Below are 17346 nucleotides of genomic sequence, written 5' to 3' on the forward strand. Positions count from 1 at the left end.
TGCCCATACCAACAAACGTCAACGGTCTCCCCCGGCGCACCGAACACTTAGCTCTTGCGCTAACCATCCGCCTCCGCAATACTTAGCCACATGGCACAGTATTCGGCGCAACTGGACGGCGTGTTCGTCGCCCTGGCCGACCCGACCAGGCGTGCCGTCGTCCGGCGCCTCGGCCACGGGCCCATGAGCGTCGGCGACCTCGCCCGCGAGTTCCCGATGACCCTCCCCTCGTTCATGAAGCACGTGCGGACGCTCGAGTCGAACGGGCTCATCCGCACGGTCAAGTCCGGCCGGGTGCGCACGTGCGCGCTCAACCGCGAGCGGCTCGCCCTCGTCGACGACTGGCTCGCCGAGCAGCGCCGCATCTGGGAAGAGCGCACCGACCGCCTCGAACGGTTCGTCACGGAGGACGACCGGTGAACCCCGATCTCGACTTCGCCCTGGAACGGATCATCCGGGCCCCGCGCGCGACCGTGTGGAGCGCCTGGACCGACCCGGCCAAGCTCGCCCGCTGGTGGGTCCCGGCCCCGTCCCGCTGCCGCGTGGACCGCCTGACCTGCGACCCGGCGGGGCGTTCGTGACACGGCTCAGCGACGACGGCGCCGTTTTCGTACCGCACATGGACGCGTGCTTCCTCGCCGTCGACGAGCTGGAGCGGATCGTGTTCACCAACGCGATCACCAGCGCGTGGCGTCCCGCGAACCCCGACCCGGTCGCGATGACGGCCACGATCAGCGCGACTGGCCGAAGATCACCGACCCGGCCGACCCGTTCGCCGAGCGGATGAACACCCTGCCGAAGTACGTCGTGTCCAAGACCCTCACCGAGGGCATCTGGGACCCCACGACCGTGCTCACCGGTGACCCGGTCCGGACGGTCGCCGCGCTCAAGTCACACCCGGGACGGGAACTCCAGATCCACGGCAGCGCCCGCCTGGGCGACGCGCTCCTGTCGGCCGGCCTGGTCGACACCCTCCGCCTCGTGGTCGCACCCACGGTACTCAGAACGGGCCGCCGCCTCCTGACCGGTGACGGCGCCGCGTCCGGCCTCCGCCTGACCCATCACGAGGCGACGCCGAACGGCCTGCTGCTCCTCGAATACCAGACCACGGGCGAAGCACCCAGAGCCGAGTACGAAGGCGTCACCGCCCTCATCTAACCGGAGCGCGGCCGCGCAGCAGGGGCAGGTAGACCTCGTCGACGATCTCGACCAGGACGCCGTCGGGCACGGTCGAGAGCCCGCGCGTGATGTACTCGTTGCGCAGCAGCGCGACAGCCACGGTGACGACCCTCGGGTGGAGCGCCTCCGGCGGCGCCTCACCCCGGGCGACGGCGCGGCCCACGACCGTCAGCCAGACGCCCGCCCCGCCCTCGGCGGCCAGCTCGTGCAGTTGCGCCAGCAGCTCCGGCTCGTCGCCGATGCCGGCCAGCAGGCCGCGGAGGATCTCCGCCTGCGGCGAGGACGGCCCGCAGTTGACCCCGCGCAGCAACGTCAGCACGTCCTCGCGCAGTTCGCCGGTGTCGGGGGGCGGCAGCCTGTCCGTGGCCAGCCGCCGGTAGGCGGCGACGGCGAGCGCGGCGCGGTTGGGCCAGCGGCGGTAGATCGCGTTCTTGTTGGTGCCGGCCCGGCGGGCCACCCGGTCCATGGTCAGCCCGGCATACCCGGACTCGGCGAGTTCCTCCTGGGCGGCGCGCAGGATGGCGCTCTCCAGCTCGGCCCCCCGCCGCCTGCCCCGCTTCGCCGCCGCCTCTTCACTCACCATTAAAGGGTACATCACGTACCTTATTTGGACTGTTCATCTGATAGCTTGCCCTGCGAATAAGGTACGAGATGTACCTTATAAAGACGAGAGGACATCCTCCATGCGAGCCAAGGGCATCGGCTACGACACCGGCTTCATCCTCGACGGCGTCGAGAACAGGCCGTTCGACCGCACGATCATGGAACGCGAGCTGCGGATCATCCGCGACGACCTGCACTGCACGGCGGTGCGGCTGATCGGCAACGACCTGGACCGCATCGAGTTCGCCGCCGGCCACGCGGCCGACCTCGGCCTGGAGGTCTGGTTCTCGCCGTTCCCCCAGCAACTGGAGCCGGATCGGATCGTCGAACTGCTTCTCGACGGGGCCGAGCGCGCCGAGCGGATCCGCCGCCGGGGAGCCGACGTCGTCTTCGTCGTCGGTGCCGAGCTGAGCCTGTTCAACCGAGGATTCCTGCCCGGCGGGACCATCCGGGAGCGCGTCGGCGCCCTGCTGGCGGCGGGTCCCGATACCCGCGAGCGACTGACCGCGCTGTCCGCCCGCGTCAACGCCTTCCTCGCCGAGGTCGTCACCGGGGTGCGCGAACGGTTCGGCGGCAAGGTGACCTACGCGGCGGTCCCGTTGGAGAACGTCGACTGGACGCCGTTCGACTTCGTGTCCGTGGACGCCCACCGCTCCAAGGAGGTCGCCCACCTCTACCAGGAGGGCATCCGCACCCTGGTCGCGCAGGACAAGCCGGTCGCGATCACCGAGTTCGGCTGCACCACCCACCGCGGCGCGGCCGATGACGGCGCCCGCAGCGGCGAGATCGTCGACTACGACGGCGGCCTCCCGCTACGGCTCACCGGCGACTACGTGCGCGACGAGCAGGAGCAGGCCACCTATCTCCGCGAGCTCCTCGACGTGTTCACCGCCGAGGGCGTCGACGCCGCGTTCGTGTGCACCTTCGCCTGCTACGGCCTGGTCCACCGCCCCGACCCCCGCGAGGACCTCGACCTGGGGAGCTGGGGCGTGGTGAAAATCCTGGAACACGGCGACGGCGCCGCCTACCCCGGCCTGCCCTGGGAGCCCAAGGCCGCCTTCACCGCCGTCGCGGACTACTACCGAGGCCTCTGACGCGCGGACCTCCGCACCCCCGGACGCCCGGCACGGCGCCGCCGCGGACCTCAGCTCTTGCGGGCCGGCGCCCGGCGCGCCGCCGGCTCCTCGACCAGCGTGACCCCGGTCTCGGCCTCCAGCGCCGGGGCGTAGCCGGCGGCCCGCAGCGCGTCCATCGTCTCCCGCTCGGAGCTCGCGCTGATCAGCACGGTCGGCGCGATCAGGCGCAAGCCGAGCTTGCGCAGCGCCTTGGCCCCGGCGAGCTCCGCCAGGAGCGCCTCGTCCTCGGACCGGACGCAGCAACCGGAGCGGACCACCCGCATCCGGCCGTGGGTGCGGCCGACGTCCTTGATCAGGTACTCCAGCGGCTGCGGGAAGTCGCCCTGGGCCACCGCCCGCAACTGCCTGAGCAGGTCCTCGGCCTCGTGGCCGGTGTCGAGCGCGCGCCGTACGGACGCCGGGGAGATCCGCCACACCACGGCGTGACCTTCGGACTCACGCGTGCCCACCGCGTTGAGCAGGGCGGCCAGGCCGGCCTCGGGGGTGCCGCTCACCACGGCGGTCAGGTCGGTCTGGAAGCGGGCGGTGGTCTGCGGCGGCGGCAGCAGGCCGGCGAGAACGGGGCCGAGGACCGGACCGGGCGCGCGCCAGGCCTGGCCGCTACGGAGCAGGCCGAGCAGCGCGTGGCCGAGCGCGGTCAGGGCGTCGTCGGCGATGACGCCGAGGAGTCCGGCCTCGCGCACGGTGGCGGCGATCCGCTGGGCCCCGTCCGCGCCTTCGGCGACGCGCATGGGCCGGTGCCAGGTCGTGGCCGCCACGAGATACTCGGGCGCGGCGGCGGCGCGGCGGCCGGGAGCCGCGGCGAGCGCCTCCAGCAGGGCGTAGCGCAGGCCGACGGCGTCGGGGTCGTCCGCCGCGGCCAGGGCGATCGGCGTCTGGTCGGGATCGGGCCACCACAGCGGGATGTCGCGGCAGACGGCCCAGGCGGCGAGCACCGGGACCAGCCGTTCGGCGGGCGGGAGCGACAGCCACCGGTCGTAGCGCGTGGTGGGCAGCACCACGTAGGTGGGGTCGGGAGCCTTGACCCGGCGGTTGGCGGGGCGCTCGACCGGCTCGGCCAGCGCGCCCAGCAGGTCGGCCCGGACGCACAGCTCCAGCAGGAAGCGGACGGTCTCCTCCGGCAGCCGCAGCAGCTTGGCCAGGCGCTTGGTGTCGCGCACCGCGATGCCGCCCGCCTTGCGCACGGCGAGCGGCTGCTCGGCGCAGGCGGCCAGCAGCCGCTCGATCTGCCAGGCCACGGCGACCAGGGCGCTCTGGGAACCGGCCTCGGCCCGCTCCGCGCCCGGCAGCTCGGGAGGGGACGGCGGCCGGGGATGGAAGGAGGACCGCGTCTCGCCGCGCACCGCCAGGGCGACCTCCATCGGGAGCTCGGCGATGTTCGGCAGGCCGGAGGGCAGCAGCAGCCCCCTGGCGGCCAGCCAGTCGACCCCGCGGTGACCGGACCCCCCGGGGAAGAAGGTGTACTTGCCGGTGGAGCTGTAGCCGTAAGGGCCCACGGGGTGGAAGCAGCGGGTCTCGACCAGGGGTCCCTCGTACGCCAACGGCTGCAGGAGCTCCTTGGCCTCCTCGGGCGCCGCGTCGAGCACCGCGCGCAGCCGCGCGGGGTCGGCGAGGACGGCCAGGACGTCCTGTTCGGCGGCCGTCCGGGTCGCCGCCTTCTCCAGCCCCAGCCCGGCGGCCACGCGGTGCACCTCCGGCGCGTTGAAGTGGCGGGAGATGAGCTGCCCGGCGGGCCGGCCCAGGGCCATGCCGTCCGTCAGGGCGCGGTGGACGTAGTTGTGCGCCACCACCTGCTCGCCGTGCGGCGGCAGCAGGAGCGCCTGGTCCGCCAGCCGGTCCAGCGCCGCCTCCGCCTCGGCCCTCAGGCGGGGGTCGTCACCGGCCAGCAGGTCGATCACCTCGCTCCGGGGGACCGCGCGGCTCCGGGGGTCGGGCGCGCGCCAGTGTTCCTCGGGGAACGGACCGTGCCGCTGGTCGGCCAGCCAGGAGACGGCGCCCAGGGCCTGGATCTCCGGGAGGGTGCAGAACTTCACCAGCTCGGCCGCCACGTAGTCCTGGCTGAGCAGGCGAGCCAGGTCGGTCAGCGACAGGTCACCTCCGTGGCGGCGCAGGGCCGCGCGGTCGGCGATCAGCTGGAGTTGCTCCGGAGCGCGCGTGGCTAGCCAGTCGGCCATGGCGTTGCGTGGCATGCCCGCCAGAGTAGCCCCGGCAGCCGGTTCCCGCGCCGTCCGGATTGCTGTTTCGGCAAACAAGTTTGCCTGTTTGGCGTGTCGCTCCGCATAGTGTGCGCGGAGGTGGTCGAGATGACCGAGCAGCCGAACAGCGGCTATGACGTGGTGGTGGTCGGCGGCGGCGCCGCGGGCCTGAGCGGGGCGCTCATGCTGGCGCGGGCCAGGCGGACCGTGCTGGTGGTCGACGCGGGCACGCCGCGCAACGCCCCCGCCGAAGGCGTGCACGGACTGCTGGGCCGCGACGGCATGCCGCCGGGCGAACTGCTGGAGCGCGGCCGGGCCGAGGTGCGCCACTACGGCGGTCAGGTGGTGACGGGCGAGGTGCTGGCCGCGGTCCGCGACGGCGACGGGTTCGCGGTGACGCCGGCCGGCGGCCGGACGGTCCTGGCGCGCCGGCTGCTGGTGACGACCGGGCTGGCCGACAGGCTGCCGGACGTGCCGGGGCTGCGCTCGCGGTGGGGTCGGGACGTCGTGCACTGCCCGTACTGCCACGGCTGGGAGGTGCGCGACCAGGCCATCGGCGTGCTGGCCACCGGGCCCATGTCGGTGCACCAGGCGTTGCTGTTCCGTCAGTGGAGCGACGACGTCACGTACTTCTCGCACACCATGCCCGCCCCAACAGGCGAGGACGCGGAGCGCCTGGCCGCCCGCGGCATCAGGGTGGTGGCCGGCGAGGTCGCGTCCCTGGAGATCGTCGAGGACCGCCTGGTGGGAGTACGGCTGAGCGACCGCACCCTGGTCAGCCGTGAGGTCTTGGCGGTGGCGTCGCGCATGGAGGCGCGGGCCGGTTTCCTGGCCACGCTCGGGCTGCGGCCGGTCGAGCACCCGAGCGGCGCCGGTGAGCACATCCCCGCCGACGCGACCGGCCGCACCGAGGTGCCGGGGGTGTGGGTCGCGGGCAACGTCACCGACCTGGTCGCCCAGGTCGGCACCGCGGCGGCGGCGGGCGCCGGCGCGGCGGCCCAGATCAACGCCGACCTCGTCGCCGAGGAGATCCGCGAGGCGGTCGCGGCCCACCGCGAGCTGACCTCGGCCGGGTCCCGCTGATACCGAAAGGAACGACTGTGTCCGAAACCTTCGACAAGGCGTACTGGGACGAGCACTACGACGGTCATGCCCCGGCCGCGGCCGGGCCGCCCAACCCCTACCTGACGGCGGCGGCCGGGGACCTCACGCCCGGCACGGCCCTGGACGCGGGCTGCGGCGAGGGAGCCGAGGCCATCTGGCTCGCCACGCACGGCTGGCAGGTGACGGCGGTGGACATCGCCGACACCGCCCTGCGCCGGGCCCGCGAGCACGCCGCGGCCTCCGGCGTCACGACCGGGATCGACTGGATCCAGGCCGACCTGACCACGTGGACGCCCGCCGAGGAGCGGTTCGACCTGGCCTGCTCCCACTACGCGCACCCGGCGACCGGGCCCGGCGACCTGTTCCGGCGGCTGGCGGCGGCGGTCGCGCCCGGCGGCACGCTGCTCGTCGTCGGCCACCACCCGTCGGACCCGCACACCGCGGCCGTCCCGGAGGCGCACGTCGAGGCCGGGGAGCTCACGGCCGCCCTCGACCCCGGCCGGTGGGACATCACCGTCGCCGAGAACCGATCCCGCGTCATGTCCCATGGCGACCGCGAGATGCCCCTCCACGACACCGTCCTCCAGGCCCGCAAGCGCCGCTGACCGGCGTTCCGGCTGGACGGCGACCTCAGGAACCCACCGCCAGCAGGTCGCCGACGGCGTCGGCGTAGCAGACCGAGTCGGCGACGTGGAAGGCGATCTACCGGAAGGTTCAGCCCTCACCGGGCGACCGGTCGAACTGGTCCGGGGTGCGAAGCATGGACGCGCGGCGACGCTCAGTCCGAGGGCGGGCGCCTCGGACGGTAGTGCAGGGAGACGATGCCCGAGCCGTAGGGCTTGGCCTCGGTCAGTTCCAGGTCCAGCCGGTTCAGGTCGTCGGGGAAGAGTTTGCGGCCCGCACCGATGGCGACGGGGATCACGCGGAGCTGGAGTTCGTCGAGCAGGCCGGCCCCAATCAGCGAGCGGGCGAGAGACAGGCTGCCCCAGAGCATCATGTCCTTGCCCGGCCGCCGTTTGAGCGCGTCGACCTCCTCGGCCGCGTCGCCGCGCACCACCCGCGCCGCCTCCCAGTCACCCCACGGCGCCTCGTCCAGGGTGGCGGAGAAGACCACCTTGGGCAGGGTGTTCACCGTCTTGGCGACCGTCTCGTCGGCGGTGGGCCAGTACTGCACGAACATCCGGTACGTCTCCGCCCCCAACAGGACGGTGTCCACGTTCGCCAGGATCCGGAGGTTGTCCTGGTCCACCTGGCTGTAGTCGGTCACGGACTCGAAGAAGTCGAGCTCCCCGCCAGGCCCGGCCACGTAGCCGTCGACCGAGACGAGCTCTTGAATGATGAGTTTGCGCACGGGCGATCAGACTAGACCAGCCGATCCAGCTCATCGGTCAGAAGTCGAGCGCCGTCTCGGGCTGCATCAGGCGGCGGGCGGCCTCGGTGATGGAGCCCGACAGCGAGGGGTAGACGGCGAACGTGTGGGCGAGCTGGTCGACCGTGAGCCGCTGCTGCACCGCCACCGACACCGCGAGGATCAGCTCCGACGCGCGCGGCGCCACCACCACCCCGCCGAGCACGATCTGCGTGTTGGGCCGGCAGAACAGCTTGACGAAGCCGTCGTTGAAGCCCTGCATCTTGGCCCGCGCGTTGGTGGCGAGCGGCAGCTTGACCACCTTGGCGTCGATCTGGCCCGCCTCGATGACCCGCTGGGCCACGCCGACGGCGGCGATCTCCGGGTCGGTGAAGATGTTGGACGCCACGGTGGCCAGCCGCAGCGGCTGCACCGCCTCGCCGAGGGCGTGCCACACGGCGATGCGGCCCTGCATGGCGGCGACGGAGGCCAGCATGAGCACGCCGGTGCAGTCGCCCGCCGCGTAGACGCCGGGCGCGGACGTGCGCGAGACCTTGTCGACCTTGATGAACCCGTGCGGGTCGAGCTGGACCCCGGCCTCCTCCAGGCCGATGCCGGCGGTGTTGGGGATCATGCCGACCGTCATCAGCGCGTGGGAGCCTTCGGCGGTGCGGCCGTCCTCCAGGGTCACCACCACGCCGTCGGCGGTGCGCTTGACGGAGGCGGCGCGGCTGCGGCCCATGACGTTCATGCCGCGGCGGCGATAGACCTCTTCGAGCACCTCGGCGCCGTCGGCGTCCTCGTTGGGCATCATGCGGTCGCGGCTGGAGACCAGCGTGACCTCCGCGCCGAGCGAGCGGTAGGCGCCGGCGAACTCGGCGCCGGTGACGCCGGAGCCGACCACGATGAGGTGCTCGGGCAGCTTGTCGAGGTCGTAGAGCTGCCGCCAGGTGAGGATGCGCTCGCCGTCGGGCTCGGCGCCGGGCAGGATGCGCGGGGTGGCGCCGGTGGCCACCAGCACCACGTCGGCCCGGATCGTCCGGTCGCCGGCCTTGACCACCTGCGGGTCGACGAGCCGGCCCTGAGCCTTGACGATCTCGACGCCCTCGGCCTCGACGCGGGCGGCGATGTCGGCGGACTGCGCCTGGGCCAGCTCCTTGACCCGCTTGTTGACGAGGGGCAGGTCGACGCTCGCCACGCCGACGTCGCCGTCGAGCCCGCCGTCGAAGGCGACGCCCAGCGACGGCGCGTCGAGCAGCGCCTGCTTGCGGACGGAGGTGGCGATCAGTGTCTTGGACGGCACGCAGTCGGTCAGCACGCACGCCCCGCCGGGACCGTCGCGTTCGATCAGCGTGGTCTGCGCGCCTAGCTGCGCCGCGACCAGCGCCGCCTCGTAGCCGCCGGGTCCGCCACCGATGATCACGATCCTCGTCACATCCCTATTGTCCCGCATACTCTGAGCTGCCGACGAACGGGGCGGCCACGGTCACGCTACGCTTGCTTGCTGTGCCTGTTTACGCCGCCTACGGCAGCAACATGGACCCGGAGCAGATGGCCATGCGGGCCCCTCACTCCCCCTTGCGGGATGTGGGCTGGCTGCCTGGCTGGCGCCTGACCTTCGGCGGGGAGACCCTGGGGTGGGAGGGCGCGCTCGCCACGATCGTCGAGGATCCCGACGAGCACGTCTTCGTCGCCCTCTACGACGTGCCGGAGTTCGACGAGCACTCCCTCGACCAGTGGGAGGGCGCCGCCCGCGGCCTCTACCACAAGGTCCGGCTGCGGGTGCAGACGCTCGAAGGCGAGGTCGTGGCCTGGTTCTACGTGCTCGACGGCTACGAGGGCGGGCTGCCGTCGGCCCGCTATCTCGGCATCCTGGCCGACGCCGCCGAGCGGGCGGGCGCCCCCGACGACTACGTCAAGGAGCTGCGGGGACGCCCCTGCAAGTCGCTCGGCGACTGACTCAGCTCAGCGGCAGGTGCCTGGTCTCCTTCAGCGCGAACGCGTACACGAGGGTGGAGACCAGCGCCAGCCCCGACATGTACCACGGGAACAGGTAGGACGCGCCGGCGTTCGCCATCGCCGTGCCGATGAGCGGCGCGGTCCCGCCGAACAGGGCGACGGTCAGCGAGTACGGGAAGCCCGCGCCGGCGGCGCGCACCCGGGTGGGGAACAGCTCGGAGTTCACCGCGGCCGAGATCGAGGTGAAGCACCCGAGGAACACCATGCCGACGCACTGGATGACCAGGAGGCTGGCGAACGAGTCGGTCAGCATGCCCAGCAGCGGCACCGGCAGGATCGTGAACCCGAGCCCGAACGTCAGCAGCATCGGCCTGCGCCCCACCCGGTCCGAGACCATGCCCAGCAGCGGCTGCAGGATCATGAAGAACACCAGCGCGATCGTGCTCACGGTGAGCGAGTCGGCCTTGTCGAAGTCCACGGTCTGCTGGGCGTACGTGGGCAGGAACGTGGTCCAGGTGTAGTACGCGACCGTGCCGGCGAGGGTGATGCCGACGATGAGCGCGGCCTTGCCGGGGTGGTGGCGCAGGAAGTCGAACATGCCGGGCCGTTCGGCCCTGCCCTGCCGGATGTCCTCGGCGAGCGTGCTGGTCTCCTCCGCGCCGCGGCGGATCCACAGGCCGACCAGGCTGATCAGCGCGCCCACGACGAACGGGACCCGCCAGCCCCAGGCGTTCATGTCGGGCTCGGCGAGCATGGTGGCCAGCAGCGCGGCCAGCCCGGAGGCGAGCAACTGGCCGATCGTGGTGCTCACGTACTGGAAGCTGGAGAACAGGCCGCGCCGTCCGGGCGGCGCGGACTCCACGAGGAACGTGGTCGCGGCGGCGAACTCGCCGCCCACCGAGAGCCCCTGCACGAGCCGGGCCAGGGTCAGGATGATCGGCGCGAGCACGCCCGCGGCCGCGTACGTGGGCGTGACCGCGATCATCAGCGAGCCGACGCCCATCAGGATGATGGTGAACGTCATCGCGGCCTTGCGGCCGAACCGGTCGGCGAAGACGCCCACCAGCAGCCCGCCCAGCGGCCGCATGAAGAAGCCCACGGCGAAGACGCCGAAGGCGCTCAGCACCGGCACGAACGGGTTGTCCGTCTCGGGGAAGATCTGGTGGGAGAAGTAGACGGTCAGGAAGCTGTAGGCGTACCAGTCGTACCACTCGACGACGTTGCCGACGCTGGCGGCGAAGAGCTGGCGCAGGCGGCTCTTGGGGATGCCGAGGGGGGATGGGGCAACGGGTGAGGTCGCCACGGGCGGCTCCTTTGCTCAACAGTGCGTCATGCCGTAATCTGCGGGAATTGGCCGAACCGGTCAGGCAAGCCGTCCCTGATGACGGAACCCGACACAGAAACGGCTCAGCGTGGACGTTCTCGACCGCCGCCTCGTCGCCGCGCTCCAGGTCAGCCCTCGGGCGTCGTGGGGTGAGCTCGGCCGGGCGCTCGGCGAGCACGAGCGGACGGTCGCGCGCCGGCTGCTGCGGCTGATGGCCGAGGGGATGGTGCGGGTCACCGCGATCCACGACGACGCGCGCACCGGCGGCGGCCTCCCGGCCCATCTGCACGTGCGGGTCCGGCCCGGCACCGCGGCGGCGGTGGCGCGGGCGCTGTCCGAGCGGCCGGACATCCGCGCGGTCTTCGCGCTGACCGGGGCCCAGGACCTGGGCTGCGAGCTGGTCCCGCCGTCCCGGGAGCACCTGCACGACCTCGTGTCCGCGCAGATCTCCGCCATCGACGGGGTGGTGCAGACCCAGACCCAGGTCGTCCTCCACACGTTCAGGACCGTGGCCGAATGGCACGCGCCGCTTCTCACCGACGAGGAGGTCGCCAGGCTGCGCCGGGCGACGCCGGCGGCTCCCCTGCCCGACGTGGACGGGCTTTCACCTCTGGAGAAGGAGATCGCAGGTCTGCTGGTCGCCGACGGCCGGATCCCGGTCGCGGCCGTCGCCGAACGGCTGGGGCTGTCGCAGCCGACCGCGCGCAGGCGGATCGCCTCCCTGCTGGAGCGCCGTCTGCTGCTGCTCCGTGCCGAGGCGGAGCCGGCGCTGCTCGGCCTGGCGGTGGAGGCCCAGCTCTGGCTCAAGGTCCGGCCGAACGGCCTGGACCGGACCGGCCGGACGCTCGCCGCCCATCCGCACGTGCGCTACTGCGCCGCCACGACCGGCGTCCACCGGCTCATCGTCCAGGTGGCGGTGGCCCACGAGGCCGCGCTCCACGCGTTCCTGTCGGGCGTCGTCGGCCCGCTCGACGAAGTCACCGACCTCGATGTCACACTCATCACCCGGGCCTACAAGCGGGGACACCTGCGCAAGTCCGGCCTGCTCACCATGGAGAACAGATCATGACGCCTGCTGAGAACGAAGTCGCCGACCTGTGCGTGGAGCTGATCAAGGTCGACAGCAGCAACTACGGTGACGACAGCGGCCCCGGGGAGCGGGCCGCCGCCGAGGTCGTCATGGCCCGGCTGGCCGAGGTCGGCATCGAGGCCACCTACCTGGAGAGCGCGCCCGGCCGGGGCAACGTGATCACCCGGGTCGAGGGCTCCGACCCGTCGCTGCCCGCCCTGCTCGTCCACGGCCACCTGGACGTGGTCCCGGCCAACGCCGCCGACTGGTCGGTGGACCCGTTCGCGGGCGAGGTGCGCGACGGCTACGTCTGGGGCCGCGGCGCGGTCGACATGAAGGACATGGACGCGATGATGCTGGCCGTGCTCCGCCAGCTCACCCGCGACGGCCGCCGGCCGCGCCGCGACCTGGTCTTCGCCTGGCTGGCCGACGAGGAGGCGGGCGGCAACCTCGGCGCCAAGTACCTCACCAAGCACCACCCCGGCCTGTTCGAGGGCGTGACCGAGGCGATCAGCGAGGTCGGCGGCTACTCGCTGGAGATCGACCCATCGCTGCGGCTCTACCTCATCGAGACGGCCCAGAAGGGGCTGTCCTGGATGAGGCTGATGGCCGACGGCACCGCCGGCCACGGCTCCATGCTGAACCCCGACAACGCCGTCACCGAGGTCGCCAAGGCGGTGGCCCGGATCGGCGCCCACGACTGGCCGCTCACCTACACCCCGACGGTGCGCCGCTTCCTCACCGAGATGGCCGACGCGTACGGGCTGCCGTTCGACGAGGACGACCCCGGGCCGCTGCTCGACCGGCTCGGCCCGCTGGTCCGGTTCGTCGGCGCCACCCTGCGTCACACCGCCAACCCGACCCAGCTCGACGCCGGCTACAAGGCGAACGTCATCCCCGGCCAGGCCTCCGCCGTCGTCGACGGCCGGTTCCTGCCTGGCTTCGAGGACGAGTTCTTCGCCACGATCGACTCGCTGATCGGGCCGAAGGTGCGCCGCGAGTTCGTCCACCACGACATCGCGCTGGAGACGACGTTCGACGGCGCCCTGGTCGAGTCGATGATCGCGGCGCTGAAGGCCGAGGACCCGGCCGCGCGGGCGATCCCGTACTGCATGTCGGGCGGCACCGACAACAAGACGTTCTTCGCCGACCTGAACGTGCGCGGGTTCGGGTTCGTGCCGCTGCGGCTGCCGGCCGGCCTCGACTTCGCCTCGATGTTCCACGGCGTGGACGAGCGGGTGCCGGTCGAGGCGCTCCAGTTCGGGGTGCGGGTGCTCGACCGCCTGCTCCTAAACTACTGAGGTGAGTAATGACCCCTATGTCCTCGCCCGAGAGGCGGCCGCCGCGCTGAAGGCCGCCGCCGGTCTCGACACCTTCGACGTGGCCCTCGTGATGGGGTCCGGCTGGGTTCCGGCCGCGGACGCGATCGGGCAGGTGGTGGCGGAGGTCCCGTTCACCGACCTGCCGGGCTTCGCCGCCCCCGCCGTCGCCGGCCACGGCGGCCGCATCCGCGCCGTCCGCACCGACGCCGGCCGCCATGCGCTGATCTTCCTCGGACGCAGCCACCTGTACGAGGGGCGCGGCGTCGACGCGGTGGTCCACGGCGTGCGCACCGCCGCGGCGGCCGGAGTCCGCACGGTCGTGCTCACCAACGCGGCCGGCGGGCTCCGGCCCGAGACCCAGCAGGTCGGCGACCCGGTGCTGATCAGCGACCACATCAACCTGACCGGCGCCAACCCGATCACCGGCACCACCTTCCTCGACCTGACCGAGGTCTACTCCAAGCGCCTGCGCGACCTCGTACGGGAGATCGACCCCAGCCTCGCCGAGGGCGTCTACGTCGCCTTCCGCGGCCCCACCTACGAGACGCCCGCCGAGATCCGGATGCTGCGCACGCTCGGCGGCGACCTGATCGGCATGTCCACCGTCCTGGAGGCCATCGCCGCCCGCGAGGCGGGGCTGGACGTGCTCGGCGTCTCTCTGGTCACCAACCCGGCCGCCGGGCTGGCGGGCGACCCGCTCGACCACGAGGAGGTCCTCCAGGTCGGCCGCGCCACCGCCGCCCGCATGGGCGTCCTGCTCGCGAAGGCGGTCGACCGGCTGTGACCAGCGTGCAGGACCGGGCGCGGGCGTGGCTGGCGCAGGACCCCGACCCCGACACCCGCGCCGAGCTGGCCGGCCTGCTGGAACGCGGCGACGCCGAAGGGCTGCTCGACCGGTTCGGGGCCAAGCTGGAGTTCGGCACCGCCGGGCTCCGGGGCGAGCTGGGCGCCGGGCCCAACCGGATGAACCGGGTCACCGTCATGCGCGCCGCCGCCGGGCTGGCCCGGGTGCTCGGCCCCGGCAGGCACGTCGTCATCGGTTACGACGCCCGCCACAAGTCCGACGTGTTCGCCCGCGACACGGCGGCGGTGCTGAAGGGCGCCGGGCTGCGCGCCTCGGTGCTGCCGCGCCCGCTGCCGACGCCGGTGCTCGCCTTCGCGGTCCGCCACCTGGGGGCCGACGCGGGCGTGACGGTCACCGCCAGCCACAACCCGCCCCGCGACAACGGTTACAAGGTCTACTGGGGCGACGGCTCCCAGATCGTGCCGCCGATCGACGCCGAGATCTCGGCCGCGATCGACGCGGTGGGGCCGGTCGGCGACCTGCCGCTCGGCGGCCCCGGCACGCTCCTGGACGACTCCGTCGTGGCCGCCTACCTCGACGCGGTCACCACGCTGCCGCTGGGCGAGGCCCGCGACCTGCGGGTCGCCTACACGCCGCTGCACGGCGTGGGCGCGGACACGCTCGCGCGGGCCTTCGAGGCGGCCGGCTTCGAGCCGCCGCTGCCGGTGGCGGAGCAGCGCGACCCCGATCCCGACTTCCCGACCGTGGCCTTCCCCAACCCGGAGGAGCCGGGCGCGATGGACCTGGCCGTCGCCCTGGCCGCGACGACGGGCGCCGACCTGGTGCTGGCCAACGACCCCGACGCCGACCGGTGCGCGGTGGGCGTCCCGCTGCCGGGCGGCGGCTGCCGCATGCTCACCGGCGACGAGGTGGGCGGCCTGCTGGCGGAGCACGTCATCACGCACACGTCGGGCGCGCGCATGGTGGCCACCACGATCGTGTCCTCCACCCTGCTCGGCAAGATCGCCCGCGCCCACGGCGTCGGCTACGGCGAGACCCTGACCGGCTTCAAGTGGATCATCAAGGCCGGACCCGGCCTGGTCTTCGGCTACGAGGAGGCCATCGGCTACAGTGTCGGCACCACCCGCGGCGGCTCCCCCGAGCTGCCGGTCCGCGACAAGGACGGCATCGGCGCCGCCCTGACGGTGGCGGCCATCGCCGCCGACGCCAAGCGCGCCGGCCGCACGCTGCTGGACCTCCTCGACGACCAGGCCCGGCGCTACGGCCTGCACGCCACGTCCCAGCTCTCCTTCCGGGTCGCCGACCTGTCCCTCATCAAGGACGCCATGGCCCGGCTGCGCGCCACCCCGCCGGACCGGCTCGGCGGCCGCGAGGTGGTACGGCTCGACGACCTGAGCCGCGGTGACGGCGGGCTCCCGCCGACGGACGGCCTGCGCTTCACGCTGTCGGGCGACGCCCGGGTGGTGGTCCGGCCCTCGGGCACCGAGCCGAAGCTCAAGTGCTATCTGGAGGTCGTGGTCCCGGTGGCGGACGACGTCGCCCCGGCCCGCGCCCGCGCGGCCGACGACCTGGCGGCCCTGAAAACCGACCTGAGCGCCGCCCTGGGACTCTGACTCCACCGCTGAGACGACCAATTGTGGACGGTCCAAAGTTGGTCGTCTCAGCCGCGGTTGGTCTCATCCATGAGACCGATGGTGAGCCCGGGTCTCACCGATTCAGCTCTTGAGACCAACTCTTCTTGTTAGTCTCACGGATGAGACCAAAGTGAGGTGTCGTGGAGCCCTTCATCGGCAGGCAGCGGGAACTGGCGGTCCTGGGGCGTGCGCTGGAGAAGTGCCGCGCCAGCAGGACCGGACGCCCCGGCCGGGCGCTCCTGGTCCGGGGACGCCGCCGGGTGGGCAAGTCGCGGCTGGCGGAGGAGTTCATCCATCGGGCCCGCGTGCCGTACGTGTTCTACACGGCGACCGGTCAGACGCTGACCAGGGAGCTGCGCATCTTCACCGACGAGGTGCTGGCGAGCGACCTCCCCGCCGCCTCGGTCTTCCAGGAGCGCGAGCCGCGGTCCTGGCATGACGCGCTCGTTCTCCTGGCCCGCGCGCTGCCCGAGGACGCGCCGAGCATCGTCGTCATCGACGAGCTGCCGTACCTCATCAAGGCGGACCCCACGCTGGAGGGCGTGCTGCAGAAGGTCTTCGACCGGGAGTTCTCCCGGCGTCCGGTGCTGCTGCTCCTCATCGGCTCCGACCTGTCGATGATGGAGGCGATCAACGCCTACGAGCGGCCCTTCTACCAGCGGGCGGCTGATTTCCTGGTCGACCCCCTCACTCCCCTCGACGTCGGGAAGGCTCTGGGGCTACAGGCGGCGGAGGCGTTCGACGCCCATCTGGTGTCCGGTGGCCTGCCCCTGGTCTGCGAGGAGTGGCCCGAGGGCGGCTCGCTCTGGGACTACCTGCGGGAGGCGGTCAACGACCCGATCTCCGCCCTGGTCGTCAGCGGGGAGCGTGCCCTGGATGCGGAGTTCCCGCCGGAGGCGCATGCCCGTCAGGTGCTCACCGCGATCGGATCCGGACAGCGTACCCACGCGAACATCGCCGCGTCCGCTCAGGGCATGTCCCGTGCCACGATGAACCGCGCCCTCCAGTTGCTGCTGGAGAAACGGATGATCGCCGTCGACCGTCCGCTGTCCACGCGCCCGTCGCGGGAGACGCGATACCACGTGGTCGACTCACACCTGCGGTTCTGGATCCCGTTCATCGGAAACCGGCTGACGGTCATCGAGCGGGGCCGGGGTGACCAGGTGCTGGAGCACATCCGCCGGCAGTGGACGTCCTGGCGGGGGACGGCCGTGGAGCCCGTCATCCGGGAGTCGCTGCGCCGCATGGCCGACCTGCCCGAGGAGACCGGCGCCGTGGGCGGCTACTGGACGCGCAACAACGACCCGGAGATCGACCTCGTCGGCGCCGACCGCGAACCCGTGGCCAAGCGCGTCACCCTGCTGGGATCGATCAAGTGGCTGGAGAACCGGCCCTTCGACCACCACGACCTGAGCGAGCTGATCGTGCACCGGTCGAAGATGCCCGGCGCCGACGCCGGCACCCCCCTTTACGCCGTCTCCCGGGCCGGATGCGCCGTCGACGGCATCCGCCACGTCACCCCGGACGAGCTCCTCGACGCCTGGCGCTGACCCGTCCCTTGGTCTCACCCGTGAGACCAAGGGTCCGGGATGGTCTCACTGGTTCGCCACGTGAGACCGAAGTTCCCGTTGGTCTCACCGGTGAGACCAAACTTCCCCTCTAGGCGAT

General features: G+C 72.5%; 18 protein-coding genes. 13 read left to right on the top strand and 5 right to left on the bottom strand.

The annotated features are described in order from the left end of the window. Window positions 1–90: 90 nt before the first annotated feature. Genes OUY22_RS05925 through OUY22_RS05940 form a run of 4 tightly spaced genes read left to right on the top strand, consistent with a single transcriptional unit; the run spans window position 91 to window position 1158 of the window. Window positions 91–420, top strand: coding sequence for an ArsR/SmtB family transcription factor (locus OUY22_RS05925; RefSeq protein ID WP_270153744.1), 330 nt, complete (start codon window positions 91–93; stop codon window positions 418–420). Next, a complete protein-coding gene (locus tag OUY22_RS05930; RefSeq protein ID WP_270153745.1) occupies window positions 417–581 on the top strand; it encodes an SRPBCC domain-containing protein in 165 nt (54 codons plus the stop codon). Before OUY22_RS05925 ends, OUY22_RS05930 begins: the two co-directional genes overlap by 4 nt. Window positions 582–619: 38 nt before the next feature. Continuing rightward, complete coding sequence (locus OUY22_RS05935; RefSeq protein ID WP_270153746.1) at window positions 620–787, top strand: SRPBCC family protein; 168 nt, start codon at window positions 620–622, stop codon at window positions 785–787. After that, the gene (locus tag OUY22_RS05940; RefSeq protein WP_270153747.1) at window positions 784–1158 is read left to right on the top strand and encodes a dihydrofolate reductase family protein; all 375 of its coding nucleotides are present in this window, start codon (window positions 784–786) and stop codon (window positions 1156–1158) included. The genes OUY22_RS05935 and OUY22_RS05940 overlap by 4 nt, the downstream gene beginning before the upstream one ends. On the opposite strand, the gene OUY22_RS05945 is transcribed toward OUY22_RS05940, so the two are convergent. Then, window positions 1151–1759, bottom strand: coding sequence for a TetR/AcrR family transcriptional regulator (locus tag OUY22_RS05945; RefSeq protein WP_270153748.1), 609 nt, complete (start codon window positions 1757–1759; stop codon window positions 1151–1153). The genes OUY22_RS05940 and OUY22_RS05945 overlap by 8 nt on opposite strands. A 103-nt stretch (window positions 1760–1862) precedes the next feature. Between OUY22_RS05945 and OUY22_RS05950 the strand changes: the two genes are divergently transcribed. Beyond that, entirely contained in the window at window positions 1863–2876 is a 1014-nt protein-coding gene (locus OUY22_RS05950) for a hypothetical protein (RefSeq protein WP_270153749.1), read from the top strand. Window positions 2877–2926: 50 nt separating this feature from the next. Here the strand turns inward: OUY22_RS05950 and OUY22_RS05955 are convergent, their stop codons facing one another. After that, a complete protein-coding gene (locus tag OUY22_RS05955) occupies window positions 2927–5107 on the bottom strand; it encodes a helicase-associated domain-containing protein (RefSeq protein ID WP_270153750.1) in 2181 nt (726 codons plus the stop codon). A 114-nt stretch (window positions 5108–5221) separates the two neighbouring features. Between OUY22_RS05955 and OUY22_RS05960 the strand changes: the two genes are divergently transcribed. Both OUY22_RS05960 and OUY22_RS05965 read left to right on the top strand, forming a co-directional pair. Further along, window positions 5222–6196 carry an NAD(P)/FAD-dependent oxidoreductase gene (locus OUY22_RS05960; protein ID WP_270153796.1) on the top strand — a complete coding sequence of 325 codons (975 nt, stop codon included), beginning with the start codon at window positions 5222–5224 and terminating at the stop codon, window positions 6194–6196. A gap of 17 nt (window positions 6197–6213) precedes the next feature. Beyond that, window positions 6214–6822 (top strand): class I SAM-dependent methyltransferase, encoded by a 609-nt coding sequence (locus tag OUY22_RS05965; RefSeq protein ID WP_270153751.1) that lies wholly within the window; start codon window positions 6214–6216, stop codon window positions 6820–6822. A 173-nt stretch (window positions 6823–6995) separates the two neighbouring features. Here OUY22_RS05965 and OUY22_RS05970 read toward each other — a convergent pair whose 3' ends face one another. Next, the gene (locus OUY22_RS05970; protein ID WP_270153752.1) at window positions 6996–7568 is read right to left on the bottom strand and encodes a dihydrofolate reductase family protein; all 573 of its coding nucleotides are present in this window, start codon (window positions 7566–7568) and stop codon (window positions 6996–6998) included. Between the two features lie 37 nt (window positions 7569–7605). Further along, on the bottom strand, window positions 7606–9000 hold the full coding sequence (locus OUY22_RS05975) for an NAD(P)H-quinone dehydrogenase (protein ID WP_270153753.1): 1395 nt from the start codon (window positions 8998–9000) through the stop codon (window positions 7606–7608). 71 nt (window positions 9001–9071) lie between these two features. Here OUY22_RS05975 and OUY22_RS05980 point away from each other — a divergent pair, with 71 nt between their 5' ends. Then, on the top strand, window positions 9072–9524 hold the full coding sequence (locus OUY22_RS05980; protein WP_270153754.1) for a gamma-glutamylcyclotransferase: 453 nt from the start codon (window positions 9072–9074) through the stop codon (window positions 9522–9524). A 1-nt stretch (window position 9525) separates the two neighbouring features. On the opposite strand, the gene OUY22_RS05985 is transcribed toward OUY22_RS05980, so the two are convergent. After that, window positions 9526–10827 (bottom strand): MFS transporter, encoded by a 1302-nt coding sequence (locus OUY22_RS05985; RefSeq protein ID WP_270153755.1) that lies wholly within the window; start codon window positions 10825–10827, stop codon window positions 9526–9528. Between the two features lie 109 nt (window positions 10828–10936). On the opposite strand from OUY22_RS05985, the gene OUY22_RS05990 reads away from it, so the two are divergent. From OUY22_RS05990 to OUY22_RS06010, 5 genes are all read left to right on the top strand, one after another. Beyond that, window positions 10937–11917 (top strand): Lrp/AsnC family transcriptional regulator, encoded by a 981-nt coding sequence (locus tag OUY22_RS05990; protein WP_270153756.1) that lies wholly within the window; start codon window positions 10937–10939, stop codon window positions 11915–11917. Next, window positions 11914–13218, top strand: coding sequence for a M20/M25/M40 family metallo-hydrolase (locus OUY22_RS05995; RefSeq protein WP_270153757.1), 1305 nt, complete (start codon window positions 11914–11916; stop codon window positions 13216–13218). Before OUY22_RS05990 ends, OUY22_RS05995 begins: the two co-directional genes overlap by 4 nt. 1 nt (window position 13219) lies before the next feature. Further along, entirely contained in the window at window positions 13220–14023 is an 804-nt protein-coding gene (locus OUY22_RS06000; RefSeq protein WP_270153758.1) for a purine-nucleoside phosphorylase, read from the top strand. Then, window positions 14020–15657, top strand: a complete 1638-nt coding sequence (locus OUY22_RS06005; RefSeq protein ID WP_270153759.1) for a phospho-sugar mutase — start codon at window positions 14020–14022, stop codon at window positions 15655–15657. The genes OUY22_RS06000 and OUY22_RS06005 overlap by 4 nt, the downstream gene beginning before the upstream one ends. Window positions 15658–15818: 161 nt before the next feature. After that, complete coding sequence (locus OUY22_RS06010) at window positions 15819–17228, top strand: ATP-binding protein (RefSeq protein WP_270153760.1); 1410 nt, start codon at window positions 15819–15821, stop codon at window positions 17226–17228. The last annotated feature ends 118 nt before the right edge of the window (window positions 17229–17346 follow it).

Source organism: Nonomuraea corallina (assembly GCF_027620315.1).
In the GTDB taxonomy this organism is placed as follows: domain Bacteria; phylum Actinomycetota; class Actinomycetes; order Streptosporangiales; family Streptosporangiaceae; genus Nonomuraea; species Nonomuraea corallina.

What these genes read in the sequence shown, in the direction of transcription:
- OUY22_RS05925 (WP_270153744.1), top strand. Translation starts at nt 91, where the DNA reads ATGGCACAGTATTCGGCGCAACTGGACGGCGTGTTCGTCGCCCTGGCC.
- OUY22_RS05935 (WP_270153746.1), top strand. Translation starts at nt 620, where the DNA reads ATGGACGCGTGCTTCCTCGCCGTCGACGAGCTGGAGCGGATCGTGTTC.
- OUY22_RS05940 (WP_270153747.1), top strand. Translation starts at nt 784, where the DNA reads ATGAACACCCTGCCGAAGTACGTCGTGTCCAAGACCCTCACCGAGGGC.
- OUY22_RS05950 (WP_270153749.1), top strand. Translation starts at nt 1,863, where the DNA reads ATGCGAGCCAAGGGCATCGGCTACGACACCGGCTTCATCCTCGACGGC.
- OUY22_RS05955 (WP_270153750.1), bottom strand. Translation starts at nt 5,107, where the DNA reads ATGCCACGCAACGCCATGGCCGACTGGCTAGCCACGCGCGCTCCGGAG.
- OUY22_RS05960 (WP_270153796.1), top strand. Translation starts at nt 5,222, where the DNA reads ATGACCGAGCAGCCGAACAGCGGCTATGACGTGGTGGTGGTCGGCGGC.
- OUY22_RS05995 (WP_270153757.1), top strand. Translation starts at nt 11,914, where the DNA reads ATGACGCCTGCTGAGAACGAAGTCGCCGACCTGTGCGTGGAGCTGATC.